The following is a 14,330-nucleotide window of genomic DNA, read 5'->3' on the forward strand; positions in this document are numbered from 1 at the left end:
CCACAATGGACTAGTGGTACCGGTACCGCCTGATTCCCGCCGCGCCGTCCTACGAAGTCGCCCCGTCCCGTACCGCGAGTGCGTCCTCGACCGAGCTCACCACGGTGAGCACCCGGTCCAGGCCGGTCATCTTCAGCGGGCTCAGCACCGTCCGGCTGGTGCACGCCAGCGCGAACCGGCAGCCGTCCTGGCTGCACCTGCTCGCCGTCTCCACCAGCACGGCCAGCCCCGCCGAATCCAGGAACGTCACACCCGTCAGGTCCAGCACCAAGCGGTCCGGTGGATGCGCGGACACCTCGTGCGCCGCCGCGATGCCCTCCCGGAGCTGCCGTGCCGACGCGATGTCGATCACGCCGCCCGCCCGTACCACCAGTGCGTCGGGCTCCGGGCGCTCCCACTCCAGGGTGAACACCTCTTCGGCCGCCCGGGCCTGCTGTTCTCGTCCGTCGCCATGCGGCATGATCAACATTGTCCCAAAGCGGCTAGGCAGGTGCAGCGCAACGGTTGCTCACCCGACCTGAACAGCGACGACACAGGTGTCGTCGACGGTGTTGGCGTCACTGTGTTCCAGCACGTGATCGGTCCATTCCTCCAGCGGCCCGCTCATCCCGGCCGCCACGCTCAGCAGATGCTCGATCGAATCCTCCAGCGGCTGGTCGCGGCGCTCGATCAGCCCGTCGGTGTAGAGCAGGAGCCGGTCACCCGGGCACAACCGGACCTCGCCTTCCTCCTGGCAGGTCTGCGCGAACGCGCCCAGCAGCACCCCCGGCAGCAGCGGCAGGCTGGTGGCCTGCCCGTCCCGCACGAGCACCGGCGGCGGATGCCCGGCGCGCGCCCACCGCAGCACTCCGGTCGACGGGTCGTACAGGGCGCACGCCGCGGTGCCCCGGATCTCGTCGGTCAAGTGGTAGGCCACGAGGTTGAGCCAGGTCAGCAGCCGCGCCGGCCCGGCCCCGGTGATCGCGAGCCCGCGCAGGGCGTTGCGCAGCACCACCATCCCGGTCGCGGCCTGGATGCCGTGTCCCACGATGTCGCCCACCGACAGCAGCACCTGCTTCGACGGCAGCACGACCACGTCGTACCAGTCCCCGCCGACGAGCTGTTCCTCCTCCGCGGGACGGTAGCGCGTGGCGATCCGCAGGCCGGTCGCGGTGATCGGGGGCTGCGCGTCGGGCATGATCGCGCGCTGGAGCCGCAACGTGAGTCGGTTCTGTTCCTCGGCGTGCTGCTCGGTGTGCGTCAGCTGGTCCCGGGTCGCCGACAGCGCCACCTCGGTCCAGTGCTGCGCCGAGATGTCCTGGTAGGCGCCGCGCACGGACAGCAGGCGGCCCGCCGCGTCCGGCACCGGTTCGGCGACGACCTTGACGTGCCTGGTCAGGCCGTCCGGGCGCAGCAGCCGGAACGCCACCGAACCCGGATGCCGGCGCTCGAAGACGGTACGCAAGAACCGTTCGATGGCGACCGCGTCGTCGCGGTGCGCGTACTCGGGCAGCCGCACCAGCGGGATCGGCTCGTCGGTGGCGTCCAGGCCGCACACCGCGAACGTTTCCTGGCTCCAGGTGATCTCGCCGGTGCCGATGCGCTCCTCGAACCCGCCGACGCCGCCCAGCCGTTGCGCGTGCCGCAACAGCTCCGCCAGCCGGGCCGGCTCGTCCTCGACGCGCCAGACCAGCAGCACCGCGTCGCCGTGCCTGCTGATCCCGACGTCGGCCACCACGGTCACGCCCGCCAGGTTGCGCCAGCGCATCCGGCGTGCGCGCAAGGACTCCCCCGTCGCGTAGACGTGTTCGATCCGGTCGAACAGCTCGCCCGCCGCCAGCGGATACGCCTCCAGCAGCAGCGCGCCGTCGACGGCCTCGCGCGGGCGACCGCGGGGATCGGCGAAATCGGCGTTGACGTGGTGGATCCGGAAGTCCCGCAGTTGCCCGTCCTGCAGGTACGGGCGCAGCACCAGCGCCGGATCGGGCAGGCCGTCGGCCAGGTCCGCGAGGTCGGCCGCCCACGACACCTCGGTCGCGGGGGCGTGTTCCAGGGTGTGCGCGCACAACTCGGCCAGCGATTCGAGCTGCCGCCGCACCTGCGGGGCCGGCGCGGCGACCGGTTTGGGCCAGCCCACCTCGACCACGCCGAGCACGCGCCCGCCGAGCCGCGCCGGGATCGCGGCGCGGCCGCCCTCGGGCGAGCAGCGCTGCCCGGCGGTGGGCAGCCCGTCGCGTGCGAGATCCTCGATCCACACCGCCTCCCGCCGGGCCAGGGCGCGCTGGGCCGGTGTGTCCACGCCGGGCGGCACATACCGCCACCGTTTCGCCTCCTCCGGCGCCAGCCCGGCGAACCCGGCCAGCGTCAGGGAACCGTCCCCGCCCGCCGCCCAGATCACCACCGTCGTCGCGCCCAGCGGGGTCAGCGCGTAGGCGAGCACCGATTCGGCCGCGCGCCGGCTGTCTTCGGCGGCGAGCACGGCGCTTTCGGCCGTACGCGACCGCACCACCTCCGCCGGGTCGTCCACAGTGGACTGTTTCGGGAGCACGGACAGCGTGTCCCCCGCCACGCGGTCGACCAGTTGCGCGGCCACCTCGAGCGGGGTCGAGTCCAGCTGGCCTGCCAGCAGTTCGATCTGCCGCGCGGCCTGCGCCGGACCGCACCGCAGCCGCTCGACGAGTACGCCCTTGGCCAGCTCCAGCAGCGCGCGGCCGTCCGCGGCCGTCCGCGTGTCGCGCAGTTCCCGGCGTAGCCGTTCGACAGTGGCGGCCAGCCTGGCCACCCCGGCGTCCTCGCCGGCCATCAGCGCTCCAGCCAGCGCCGCACGCGGGCCACCAGCGTGTCCGCGTCGACGGGTTTGGTGACGTAGTCGTTGGCGCCGGAGGCGAGGCTGCGCTCGCGGTCGCCGAGCATCGCCTTCGCGGTCACCGCGATGACCGGCAGCCCGGCATGCTCGGGCATGCCGCGGATCGCCTCGGTGGCCGCATGCCCGTCCATCTCCGGCATCATCACGTCCATCAGTACCAGCACCACCTCCGGGTGCGCGGCGAGCACGTCGAGGCATTCGCGCCCGTTCTCGGCCTCGAGCACGCGCATCCCCCGCAGTTCGAGAATGCCGCGCAGCGCCAGCAGATTGCGCGGATCGTCGTCGGCGATCAGCACCGTGCGGCCGGCCAGCCCGTCGTCCGGCACGGGTGCCGGGGCGGGCGTGGCGAGATGGAACGCGATCCGTGCACGCAGATCGTCAAGGCTGGTCAGGATCTCCACCGACGGGCCGTACTCGCCAGGCCCGCCGCCCTCGAGTTCCCGCGCCCGGTGCGCCAGCACGGGAACGCCGTGCAGCCGTGGGTCGTCCCCGATCGTCGCGAGAATCCGGCGCACCGGCTCGCCGCCCGCGCCCAGGTCGGCCACGACGCAGTGGAACGGCCCGTCGGGCAGCTCCGTGTCGTACCCGGCGGCGACGACCTCGGCCTGGCCACCGGGCTCCGGTTCGCCCGCCAGGTCGGACACCGCGCTTTCCGCGACGAGCGCGAGCAGGCCCCTCGGGCGTTCTTCCACGACAAGCAGCCTACGGGCCGGCGCGTCCTGCGTCGCCCCCGCGATTTCCTGCCTGGCCACGAAATCGGGCCGGGCGACGGGCAGGTACAGGGTGAACGTGCTCCCCTGGCCCAGCACGCTGTCCACGGTGATCGCCCCACCGAGCAGGTAGGCGATCTCGCGGCTGATCGACAGGCCGAGTCCCGTTCCGCCGTACTTGCGCCCGGTCGTGCCGTCCGCCTGCTGGAACGCCCCGAAAACCGACTCCAGTTGTGCTTCGGCGATGCCGATGCCGGTGTCGATGACGCGTAGCGCGAGGGTGGGCCCGTGCCGGCGGACGGCGGCGGGAAGCCCCGCCGGATCGGCGGTCTCGATGCGCAGCTCGACGGTGCCCTGCTCGGTGAATTTGACCGCGTTGGACAGCAGGTTGCGCAGCACCTGGCGCAGCCGCGAGTCGTCGGTGACCAGTTCGGCGGGGGCACCCGGCGCGGTGGTGACGCGGAACGCCAGCCCCTTCTCCGTGGTCAGCGGGCGCACGGTGGCCTCGACGTAGTCCAGCAGCCGGCGCAACGGCACCCGCTCCGGGCTGATGTCCATCCGGCCCGCCTCGACCTTGGACAGGTCGAGGATGTCGTTGATCAGCTGGAGCAGATCCGAGCCCGCGGAATGGATGATGTCGGCGTATTCCACCTGTTTCGGCGTGAGGTTGCGGGTGGGGTTCTGCGCCAGCAGCTGGGCCAGTATCAGCAGGCTGGTCAGCGGGGTGCGCAGTTCGTGGCTCATATTGGCCAGGAACTCCGATTTGTACCTCGACGCGCGTGCCAGTTGCTGCGCCCGCGACTCCAGTTCCTGGCGCGCCTGCTCGATCTCCAGGTTCTTGGTCTCGATGTCGCTGTTCTGCCGCGCCAGCAGGGCCGCCTTGACCTCCAGCTCCGCGTTGGACCGCTGCAGTTCGTCCTGCCGCGACTGCAGTTCCTCCGAGCGCGTCCGCAGCTCGCCCGCCAGGCGCTGCGATTCGGCGAGCAGCTCGTCGGTGCGGGCACTGGCGACGATCGTGTTGACGTTGCCGCCGATCGATTCCATGAGCTGGGCCAGGAAATCCCGGTGCAGGCCGGTGAACCGGTGCACCGAGGCGAGTTCGAGCACCCCGCGCACCTCGCCCTCGACGGTGATCGGCACGACGAGCAGGTTCACCGGCGCGATCCGGCCCAGGCCGGAGGAGATCGTGAGGTATTCGGCAGGCACGTCGTCGACCGCGATGGTCTTCCCGCTGCGGGCCGCCTGTCCCACCAGCGACTCGCCGAACGCGAACCGCCGGGGCTCGGCCGGGCCCGCGTAGGAGCCGATCAGCCGCAGCCCGGACTCCTCGGCGAGGTAGAAGGCGCCGTACTGCGCGCGCACCAACGGGACCAGCTCGTCCATGACGAGCTCGGCGACCGTGTCCAGATCGCGTTGTCCCTGCATCAGCCCGGTGATGTGGGCCAGGCTGGTCTTGAGCCAGTCCTGGTCGCGGTTGGCGGCGGTGGTCTCGCGCAGCGACCGCACCATCGCGTTGATGTTGTCCTTGAGCTCGGCCACCTCGCCGGAGGCGTCCACGGCGATCGAGCGGGTCAGATCACCTTCGGCGACCGCGCTGGTCACCTTGGCGATCGCACGCACCTGGCGGGTGAGGTTGCCCGCCAGCTCGTTGACGTTCTCCGTCAGCCGTTTCCAGGTGCCCGACACGCCCTCGACCTCGGCCTGGCCGCCGAGCCTGCCCTCGCGGCCCACCTCGCGCGCGACCCGCGTGACCTCCGCGGCGAACGCGGACAGCTGCTCGACCATCGTGTTGATCGTGGTCTTGAGCTCCAGGATCTCGCCCCGCGCGTCCACGTCGATCTTGCGGGTCAGGTCTCCGCGCGCGACGGCGGTGGTGACCTGCGCGATGTTGCGCACCTGGTTGGTGAGGTTGGTGGCCATCGAGTTGACGTTGTCGGTGAGGTCCTTCCAGGTGCCCGCCACGTTCGGCACCCGGGCCTGGCCGCCGAGCACGCCGTCGGTGCCGACCTCCTTGGCGACCCGGGTGACCTCGTCGGCGAACGCCGAGAGCGTGTCGACCATCGTGTTGATCGTCTCGGCGAGTTCGGCGATCTCGCCTTTGGCCTCGACGGTGATCCGGCGCGACAGATCGCCGCGCGCCACCGCCGTCGCGACCTTCGCGATGGAGCGCACCTGCCCGGTGAGGTTGCCCGCCATCAGGTTGACGTTGTCGGTGAGGTCCTTCCACGTGCCGGACACGCCGCGCACGGTGGCCTGCCCGCCGAGGTCACCCTCGGTCCCCACCGCGCGCGCAACCCGGGTCACCTCGTCGGCGAACGAGGACAGCTGGTCGACCATCGTGTTGATGGTCTCCTTCAACGCCAGGATCTCGCCCCGCGCGTCCACCCGGATCTTCTGCGACAGATCGCCGCGCGCCACCGCGGTCGCGACCTGCGCGATCGAGCGCACCTGGCCGGTCAGATTGCCCGCCATGAAGTTGACCGAATCGGTCAGGTCGCGCCAGGTGCCCGAAACGCCCTGCACGTCGGCCTGGCCGCCCAGCCGTCCTTCGGTACCCACCTCGCGCGCGACTCTCGTGACCTCGCCCGCGAACGACGACAGCTGGTCGACCATCGTGTTGATGGTCTCCTTCAACGCCAGGATCTCGCCGCGCGCGTCGACCACGATCTTCTGCGACAGGTCCCCGCGCGCGACCGCGGTGGTGACCTGCGCGATCGAGCGCACCTGGTCGGTGAGGTTGCCCGCCATGAAGTTCACGGAGTCGGTGAGGTCGCGCCACACGCCGGCGACGCCGGACACCCGCGCCTGGCCGCCGAGCCGGCCCTCGGTACCCACCTCGCGGGCCACTCTCGTGACCTCACCGGCGAACGAGGACAGCTGATCGACCATCGTGTTGACGGTCTCCTTCAGCACCAGGATCTCGCCCCGCGCGTCCACGTCGATCTTCTGCGACAGATCGCCCTGCGCGACGGCGGTCGCCACCTGCGCGATGTCGCGCACCTGCGTGGTCAGGTTGCCCGCCATCGCGTTGACCGACTCCGTCAGGTCCTTCCAGGTGCCCGAAACGCCCGGCACCTTCGCCTGGCCACCGAGCCTGCCGTCGGTGCCGACCTCGCGCGCCACGCGCGTGACCTCGGAGGTGAACAACGCGAGCTGGTCGACCATCCCGTTGAAGACGGTGGCGATTTCGCCGAGAAGCCCTTCCTGTTCGGGCAGTCTCGTGCGGAAATCGCCGTCGCGGACGGCGGTCAGGCCGGTCAGCAACCGGCGGAGGTCGATCTCGCCGACAACCGTCGCCGTGTCTTTCACGTGTACCGCCCGTTCCGGTAGGAGCCGCTGGGAAACACCACCGACAACATCCCACATCCGACGGCGCCGGAGGTGATATCGCGGCGCCGGATGTGCTGGGGCGCCGGGTAAGGCAAGATATCCGCATGCATGGGTCCGACCCCGAAAGATCGCCTTCCCGCTCCGACCTGACCGCCGAACTCGAACAGCTCGATGAGGGGCTCGCGGTGGTGGTCGCCGGAGAGCTGGACGTGGTCACGGCGCCGCGGCTCGACGAGCGGATCGAGCACGCGCTCGAACGCCGGCCGCCGCTGCTGCTGATCGACCTGACCGGGGTCACGTTCCTCGGCTCGGCCGGGATGACGTCACTGGTGGCCGCCCATCGCACCGCCGGGGACGCGACGGCCGTGCGCATCGTGGCCGTCGGTCGGTCCACGGCGCGCGCGATGCAGATCGTCGGACTCGACCAGCAGCTGGCGATCTTCCCCACGCGCGAGGAGGCGCTCGCGCACCGGCCGTAGGCGGCACCGTCCGACGCCGGCGGTCCATTGTGGACTGTGGCTGACCGAGGTCAGGCCGGGATCGAGTCGAAGCGGCCTTTGAGCGCGGCGCGCAGCTCCTGGGTGGGCGTCCCGGCCGCGAGCCCGCCGCCGAGTTCGGCGAAGAAGCCTTCCAGGCCCGCGGGCGTGACCAGGATCAGGGCGCGGGCGTCGGCGCTCGCGGTGAAGCCGTGGCGGGTGCCGCGCGGGACGTACACCCAGCTGCCGGGCGCCACCTCGACCTCCTCCGTGCCGATGGTGAAGGTGAACTGGCCCTCGAGCACCTGGATGCACTCTTCGCGCTCGCGGTGGATGTGCGGGGGCGGGCACGCGGCGTTGCCGCGGAAGTCGATCAGTTCGAAGGCGCCGCCGGTCTGGGCGCCGCTCAGCGCCACCCGTCCGATCAGGGGAAGCTCCCGGCCCTCGTCCGGACCCATCACGACGGCCTGCGCCGGCCGCATCTGCTGCTCGGTCATGAGGAGTTCCTTTCCGCCATTCGATGACACGCGACTGTTATCCTGTCACGTGAGTGCCTTCATGACACTGTTGTGACATTAATGCGGACAGGGAACGGGGTCAACAGCGATGGCTCGGGACAACCAGAAGCGCCGGACGCGCAAGGCGCTCGTCGAGGCGGCGGGGCGGCTGATGGCCGAAGGGCGGCGGCCGTCGGTCGCCGAGGTCGCCGACGCCGCCGAGATCTCCCGGCGCACGGCCTACCGGTACTTCCCCAGCGCCGAGCAGCTGTCGGTCGAGGCCGCCCTGGAGGCGACCCGGCAGAACATGGAGCTGACGATCGAAGCGGGCCCGGCCGACGCGCCGGTGGCCGACCGGGTCGACCGCCTCGTTGACGCGCTGTCGCGGATGACCATGGACAACGAACCGCTGCTGCGCCAGATGATCCGCTTCACCATCGACCGCGACGCGATCGAGCCGGGGGTGCCGCCGCGTCCCAGCCGACGTCTGGAATATGTCGAACGCGCGCTGAGCCCGCTTCAGGGGGCACTGGACCAGGACGAGCTCGACCGGCTGGCCCACGCCCTCGCCGTCGTCATCGGCATCGAGTCGACCATCGTGCTGCGGGACATCTGCGGACTCGACGCCGAAGGGATCCTCCGCGTCCAGCACTGGGCGGCCCGGGCGCTGGTCGCGACGGCGAGCCGCGAGGCGCGGGCGGACTGACTCCTTAAGATGTTCCTATCATCTGGATGACGTGAGTATCCTGATGCGGGGAGAGGAGTGCCGATGGTCCGGCTGACCCGGGCGCAACAGCAGGAGCGCACCCGCGCGGCCGTGCTGCTCGCGGCGCGGGAGGAGTTCGCCGAACACGGCTACGCGGGCGCGAAGGTGGACCGCATCGCGGAGCGGGCCGAGCTCACCCGCGGCGCGGTGTACTCCAACTTCCCCGGCAAACGGGCGCTCTACCTCGCCGTGCTCGTGGACATGACCGAGCACGCGGACCCGCCCGCGAAGCCGCCGGGCGCCGATCCCGGCGACGCACTCGGCGCGTTCGCCCGGGGCTGGCTCGAACGGCTGCCGCTGACCGGCGACCTGCCCGCGAACGCGGCGCTTCGGCTTCGCTCGCTGACCGGCGTGCTCGACGAACCGGCCCGCGCGGCGCTGGCGCAGATCACGCGGCTGGAGGCGCTGTTGCTCGCGTCGGCACTGGAAGCGCGGCTGCCGCCGGGCTCGCGCCGGGTGCGGCTCGCCGGGCTCGTGCTGACCTTGCTGTACGGCGCGGCTCAGCTGGCCGAGACCGCGCCCGGCTTCGGCGATCCCTTCGACGTCGCGCGCGCCTGCGCGCACCTGGCCGGGGCCGATCTGTCCGACATCTGGGCCCCGCCGCATCTCCCCCACGTGCGTGCCGCCCGCCGCTGCCGCGACGCCTGGATCCCGCCCGGCGGGCTGACCGACGCGATCACGCGACGCCCGGCCGACACCGCCGCGGACGGTGTCGTCGCCGTGCTCGGCACGCGGCGCCTCGAAGCAGCCGAGGAAGCCGTGCGCGCCGTGCGCGAGGGCGACCGCGTCACGGTGGCCGTGGTGACGAGCGACCCCGCCGAGACCGGACGTCTCGTACGGCTGCGGATCGGTGATCTTCTCGCCTGCCTGCGCCGCACGTTCGCGCCCGCCGACTGGCCGCGGCTGCAGCTCGTGCTCGACGGGAGCCCGCTGGCCTCGGCCCTCGACGTCGCCGAGCCGGGCGACGACACCGAGGATGCCGTCCGCGTCGAGGGCGGCGCGATCGTGGCCCGCGCCCGTGGTCGTGGCGCCGGGCACGCCGTTGCCGCCGGGGTGCGCCGATGAGCTCTTCAGTGCCGCGGAATTCCCAGTGTGACAAGCAAATCCTCGTGCAGCTGGAACCACACGGTGTGATAGGAGGCGGTGTGGTCGGTGAGATAGGACACCTCGCCCGATACCGCCCGCTCGAGCGCCCCGGCGAGCCGGTCGCGGTAGCGGGCGAACCGGGTCAGCACGCCGGAGAGCCGCGCGCACACCTCGTCCGCACGCTTGTCGAACTCGGCGAACATCTCCAGGATCCTGGCGCCACGCGCGGAATCGGCGGGGTCGCGGGTCTGCCACGCGGTGCACAGGTCGAGCAGTTCCGGGTTGAGCTCCAGGAACTCGCTGTACGCCTCGGCCACCACGTTCCAGGCGCCCGAGCCCTTCAGCTCCGCCGCGATCCGTTCGGCGTCGGCGTCCCGGCCGGCCTCGGTCAGTCCCCACCCGCCGAACTCGCCGGGCACGCGCGTCACGAGGCCGGCCACGGCGAGGTCGATCAGCTGGGACTCCACAGTGGACTCGTCGAGACCGGACGCGGCGGCGACCGCGGCAAGACTGGAGAAACCGATGCAGCGCAAGGCATGCAGCACCAGCAGATCGGTCTCGGTACGAAGAGGAAGGTCGGGCACCCGTCCAGGCTAGCGGTATGAAGTGGATTCTCGCACTCCCGGGTGGCGCCGGAAGCACGGCGGATCTCCTTGGTGGCAAAGCAGAAGGCCTCGCCACACTGCACCGCCTCGGCCTGCCCGTCCCGCCCGCGTTCGTCATCACCACACGGGCCTGCCGCGCATTCCTGGACACCGGGCGCTTCCCCGCCGGTCTCGACGAGGAACTCGGGATGGCGATCGCCGGTCTGGAGGCCGCGACGGGACGCCGGTTCGGCGGTCCGGACCGGCCGCTCGTGGTGTCCGTGCGATCCGGCGCCGCCGTGTCGATGCCCGGCATGATGGACACGATCCTCAACCTGGGCCTGACCTCCGGCACGACGGCCGCCCTTGCCCGGGAAACCGGCGAGCCCGGGTTCGCCGACGATTCGCGGCGGCGTTTCGTGGCCGGGTTCGCGGCCGCGACAAGGGAAAACCCGCCGCAGGACGTCCGCGAGCAGCTGCACATGGCCGTGGCAGCCGTTTTCTCGTCGTGGCACACGCCACGAGCGCGGACATACCGGGAACTGCACGGCATCGCGCACGATCTCGGCACGGCGGTCGTGGTGCAGGCGATGGTGTTCGGCAATCGCGACGCCCACAGCGGCAGCGGCGTCGCGTTCAGCCGAGATCCCACCACCGGAGCACCGATCCCCTCCGGCGAGGTCGTGTTCGGCCGTCAAGGTGAGGATCTCGTGTCCGGACGGTTCCCGGCCGACCCGCTGCGCGTGCTCGCCGAGCGGGAACCGCAGGCGTGGCACGCTCTTCGCGACGCGCTCACCGTCATCGAAAATCACTACCGCGACGCGTGCTATGCCGAGTTCACGGTCGAATCGGGGGAACTGTGCTTGTTGCAGGTACGCCCCGGGCGGTTCACCGGACGTGCGGCCGTGCGTGTCGCGGTCGATCTCGCCGACGAGCACCTGATCACACGCGAGGAGGCGTTGATGCGGGTCTCCCCCGATGACCTGCGGCACGCGCGTACGCCGCGCCTGGACAACGCCGAGGTGTTCGCCCGCGGCACCGGGGCCTGTCCCGGCGTGGCGACCGGCCGCGTCGCGACGAGCGCGGACGCGGCGGTGCGGATGGCCGCGTCCGGTCCGGTCGTGCTCGTCCGCCCGCACACCTCGCCGCTGGACATGCACGGACTGGCCGTCGCGGCGGGAGTGGTCACGGCGGTCGGCGGCCCCGCCAGCCATGCCGCCGTCGTCGCGCGGGCGATGGGCAAACCCGCGGTCGTCGGCGCGGGCGCGGTGGACCTGGCGGAGGGCACGCTCGTCACGATCGACGGTGCCGCGGGTGAGGTGGTGCTCGGCCGGGCCCGCGTCCTCGCCGGCACCGAGGATGCTCACCTGCGGCGACTGCTCGCCTGGGCCGACCGGACCTGCGGCGGCCGTCCGGATCGTGACGAGATCGCACGGCTCACTGCCGCCAAGGCGGCCCTGCTCTAACCTGATCGGGTGACGCATGCGGGAACGGACGAGACGACGATGCAAGGCACGCTGCTCGCGGGACGGTACCGGTTGCGGAGCCGTCTCGGCGCGGGCGCGATGGGCGTGGTGTGGCTCGCGCAGGACGAACGCCTGCAGCGGCCGGTCGCGGTCAAGCAACTGTGGCCCGGCCCGGACGACACCGAGGAGTCGCGGCAGCGGGTGATGCGCGAGGGCCGGATCGCGGCCCGGCTGCGTCATCCGCACGTCATCACCGTGCACGACGTGGCCGAGCACAACGGCCAGCCCGCGCTGGTGATGGAGTATCTGCCCTCCCGCAGCCTCGCGGCGGTCGTCGCCGAGGACGGGCCCCTCGAACCGGCCAAGGTCGCCCGCATCGGCGTGCAGGCCGCCGCGGCGCTCGCCGCCGCGCACGCGGCCGGGGTGGTGCACCGCGACGTCAAGCCCGGCAACCTGCTCGTCGGCGACGACGGCACGGTCAAGATCGCGGACTTCGGCATCTCCCACGCCACCGGGGACGTCACCGTGACCAGGACCGGAGTCGTGGCCGGCACGCCCGCCTTCCTGTCTCCGGAGGTCGCGCAGGGTGAGCAGCCCACGCAGGATTCCGACGTTTTCTCGCTCGGCGCGGCGCTGTACGCGGCGGTCGAGGGCGAGCCGCCGTTCGGGGAGGACGAGGGCAACGCGATCGCCGTCCTGCACCGGGTCGCGGCCGGCGAGTTCCCGCCGCCGCAGCGCGCGGGCGCGCTGGCCCCGGTACTGACCGCGATGCTGCGCCCCGATCCCGCCACGCGGCCCACGGCCGTGCAGCTCACCAGCGCGCTCCAAGCGGTGGTCGACGAGGTGCCGGTGCCGCCGGACACGCTGAGCCCGCGCGATGGGCGCACCCAGCCGGTGGCCACGCCGTCCTCGCTCACCGTCCCGGTCACCCCGGTCGGCAGACGCAAGAACGCGACCAGGCTCACCGCCGCGCCCACGCCGGACCGGAGACGCTCGGCGCTGCGCTACGTGCTGCCCGGCGCGGCCATCCTCGTCGCGGTGGCCGCGGTCGCGATCCTGATCAGCATCATGACGGCCTCGCCGCGCGGCGGCTCGATCTCCACCCCCTCGGCGGCCGGGGACGCCGCGGCGCTGGACGCGCAAACCCTCACCGACACGGTTTCGGGCTATTACGCGCTGCTGCCCGCCCAGGCCGATGCCGCGTGGACCCGGCTCGGGCCGGGCCCGCAGGCGCAGGGCCAGTCGACATATCGCGCGTTCTGGTCGACGGTTTCGGCGCTCACCGTCACCGCACCACCTCAGGTGAGCGGGACCAACACGGTGACCGTCGGCATCGCCATGACACTGGCCAACGGGTCCACCGTCACCGAGACACACGAACTGACGCTCATGGCCTCGGCACCGTCGCCGTTGATCAACAGCGACAAGGTCCTCACGAGCGACACCAGCACCGCGCCACCACCGCCCCCGACCACGACGCAGGCGCCGCAGCCACCTGTGGTCAATGCCCCGCCGCCGGCCAATCCCCAGACCAGCCACACCAAATCAGGACCCGGCAAACACGGCCACGGCTGAACTCACGCGGCCTCGGCGCAGGGCTCCCATTCGTAGGTCTCGCACGAGATCTGCGCCCACACCGTCTTGCCCATCCCGGCACGCGGCCGGGACCCCCACGCGGCGCTGAGCTGATCCACCATCATCAGGCCGCGCCCGCGAAGGGCCTCCGGCTTCGCCTGCCGCAGGATCGGCGCATCGGCGGAACGGTCGTCGAGTTCGACGTACACACTGCACGGGTCGGCTTCGACCCGTAACCGCAAGGTCCCCGCTCCACCCGCGTGATCGTGGGCGTTGGTCAGAAGTTCGGTGACCACGAGCTGCACCGCGAGGCAGTGATCCGCACCGAGGTCGCCGACCGCCTTACGCACCCACTCGCGCGCCTGACCCAGGCTGCCGCCGGGCTCGAGGACAAGCCATCGCGAGGGCGCGCCCCGCGTGCTGATGGAACCTTGTGTCATTGGGTCCTCCGTTCACCCTGTTGCTTCAAGGTGCGTCTCTGGCTACCACGAGTAGCGACTACTCAAACAGGGCGACGGGATACGCCCGATTCACCGAGCCTGGCCAGCGCCGATTCGTGGCAGGCGTGTGTGGAGAACAGCTCCCACATCTGGCAGGCCTGCAGGCAGCGCCGCACCGGCTTGCTGCCGACCACCAGCTCCACCGGCACGCCCTCCGCGTTCGCGCCGTTCTGCAGTTCCAGCAGCATCCGCGCGCCACCGACCGAGCAGAAGGACACCCGCGACACGTCCACGATCAGTGCCGACACGTCCTCCGCCGGCTGCCGCCCCACGCTGCGCCGCCACTCGTCGCGCGTGTCGAGGTCGAGTTCGCCCACCACGTACACCTGCGTGATGCCGCGGTGATGGTGTGTCAAGGTGGCCGAGAGGCCGGCTCGATCCGTCACGACCTCCGGGTGCCCGGACGCCGCGATTCCGAAACCGGGCGGCCAAACCGTGTCGGTCGTCACGTTTCGCCGGTTGCTCCAGCTGGAGGAGTTGTACGCGTTTCACACG

At 71.6% G+C, this 14,330-nt stretch carries 12 protein-coding genes; 5 read left to right on the forward strand and 7 right to left on the reverse strand.

Annotated features, from left to right (window positions below; all coding sequences use genetic code 11):
- Window positions 1–49: 49 nt before the first annotated feature.
- Genes HFP15_RS16495 through HFP15_RS16505 form a run of 3 tightly spaced genes read right to left on the reverse strand, consistent with a single transcriptional unit; the run spans window position 50 to window position 6,921 of the window.
- Window positions 50–460, reverse strand: a complete 411-nt coding sequence (locus HFP15_RS16495; RefSeq protein ID WP_168516407.1) for an STAS domain-containing protein — start codon at window positions 458–460, stop codon at window positions 50–52.
- Between the two features lie 48 nt (window positions 461–508).
- Window positions 509–2,782, reverse strand: coding sequence for a SpoIIE family protein phosphatase (locus tag HFP15_RS16500; protein WP_168516409.1), 2,274 nt, complete (start codon window positions 2,780–2,782; stop codon window positions 509–511).
- Window positions 2,782–6,921, reverse strand: a complete 4,140-nt coding sequence (locus HFP15_RS16505) for a HAMP domain-containing hybrid sensor histidine kinase/response regulator (RefSeq protein WP_168516411.1) — start codon at window positions 6,919–6,921, stop codon at window positions 2,782–2,784. The genes HFP15_RS16500 and HFP15_RS16505 overlap by 1 nt, the downstream gene beginning before the upstream one ends.
- Window positions 6,922–6,989: 68 nt before the next feature.
- On the opposite strand from HFP15_RS16505, the gene HFP15_RS16510 reads away from it, so the two are divergent.
- On the forward strand, window positions 6,990–7,364 hold the full coding sequence (locus HFP15_RS16510; protein WP_168516413.1) for an STAS domain-containing protein: 375 nt from the start codon (window positions 6,990–6,992) through the stop codon (window positions 7,362–7,364).
- A gap of 50 nt (window positions 7,365–7,414) precedes the next feature.
- On the opposite strand, the gene HFP15_RS16515 is transcribed toward HFP15_RS16510, so the two are convergent.
- A complete protein-coding gene (locus HFP15_RS16515) occupies window positions 7,415–7,858 on the reverse strand; it encodes a cupin domain-containing protein (protein ID WP_168516415.1) in 444 nt (147 codons plus the stop codon).
- A 109-nt stretch (window positions 7,859–7,967) separates the two neighbouring features.
- Between HFP15_RS16515 and HFP15_RS16520 the strand changes: the two genes are divergently transcribed.
- Window positions 7,968–8,564, forward strand: coding sequence for a TetR/AcrR family transcriptional regulator (locus HFP15_RS16520; protein WP_168516417.1), 597 nt, complete (start codon window positions 7,968–7,970; stop codon window positions 8,562–8,564).
- Between the two features lie 63 nt (window positions 8,565–8,627).
- Window positions 8,628–9,689 (forward strand): TetR/AcrR family transcriptional regulator, encoded by a 1,062-nt coding sequence (locus HFP15_RS16525; protein WP_168516419.1) that lies wholly within the window; start codon window positions 8,628–8,630, stop codon window positions 9,687–9,689.
- 5 nt (window positions 9,690–9,694) lie between these two features.
- Here the strand turns inward: HFP15_RS16525 and HFP15_RS16530 are convergent, their stop codons facing one another.
- Complete coding sequence (locus HFP15_RS16530) at window positions 9,695–10,294, reverse strand: transcriptional regulator (protein ID WP_168516421.1); 600 nt, start codon at window positions 10,292–10,294, stop codon at window positions 9,695–9,697.
- A gap of 17 nt (window positions 10,295–10,311) precedes the next feature.
- Between HFP15_RS16530 and HFP15_RS16535 the strand changes: the two genes are divergently transcribed.
- Window positions 10,312–11,760, forward strand: a complete 1,449-nt coding sequence (locus tag HFP15_RS16535) for a pyruvate, phosphate dikinase (protein ID WP_168516423.1) — start codon at window positions 10,312–10,314, stop codon at window positions 11,758–11,760.
- Between the two features lie 9 nt (window positions 11,761–11,769).
- Window positions 11,770–13,335: a serine/threonine-protein kinase gene (locus tag HFP15_RS16540; protein WP_312871619.1), complete on the forward strand. Its 1,566-nt coding sequence runs from the start codon at window positions 11,770–11,772 to the stop codon at window positions 13,333–13,335.
- 2 nt (window positions 13,336–13,337) lie between these two features.
- On the opposite strand, the gene HFP15_RS16545 is transcribed toward HFP15_RS16540, so the two are convergent.
- A complete protein-coding gene (locus HFP15_RS16545; RefSeq protein ID WP_168516425.1) occupies window positions 13,338–13,775 on the reverse strand; it encodes an ATP-binding protein in 438 nt (145 codons plus the stop codon).
- A 62-nt stretch (window positions 13,776–13,837) separates the two neighbouring features.
- The gene (locus tag HFP15_RS16550) at window positions 13,838–14,221 is read right to left on the reverse strand and encodes an STAS domain-containing protein (RefSeq protein WP_168516427.1); all 384 of its coding nucleotides are present in this window, start codon (window positions 14,219–14,221) and stop codon (window positions 13,838–13,840) included.
- Window positions 14,222–14,330: the final 109 nt, after the last annotated feature.

This window comes from Amycolatopsis acididurans (assembly GCF_012328925.1).
Lineage (GTDB): Bacteria > Actinomycetota > Actinomycetes > Mycobacteriales > Pseudonocardiaceae > Amycolatopsis_E > Amycolatopsis_E acididurans.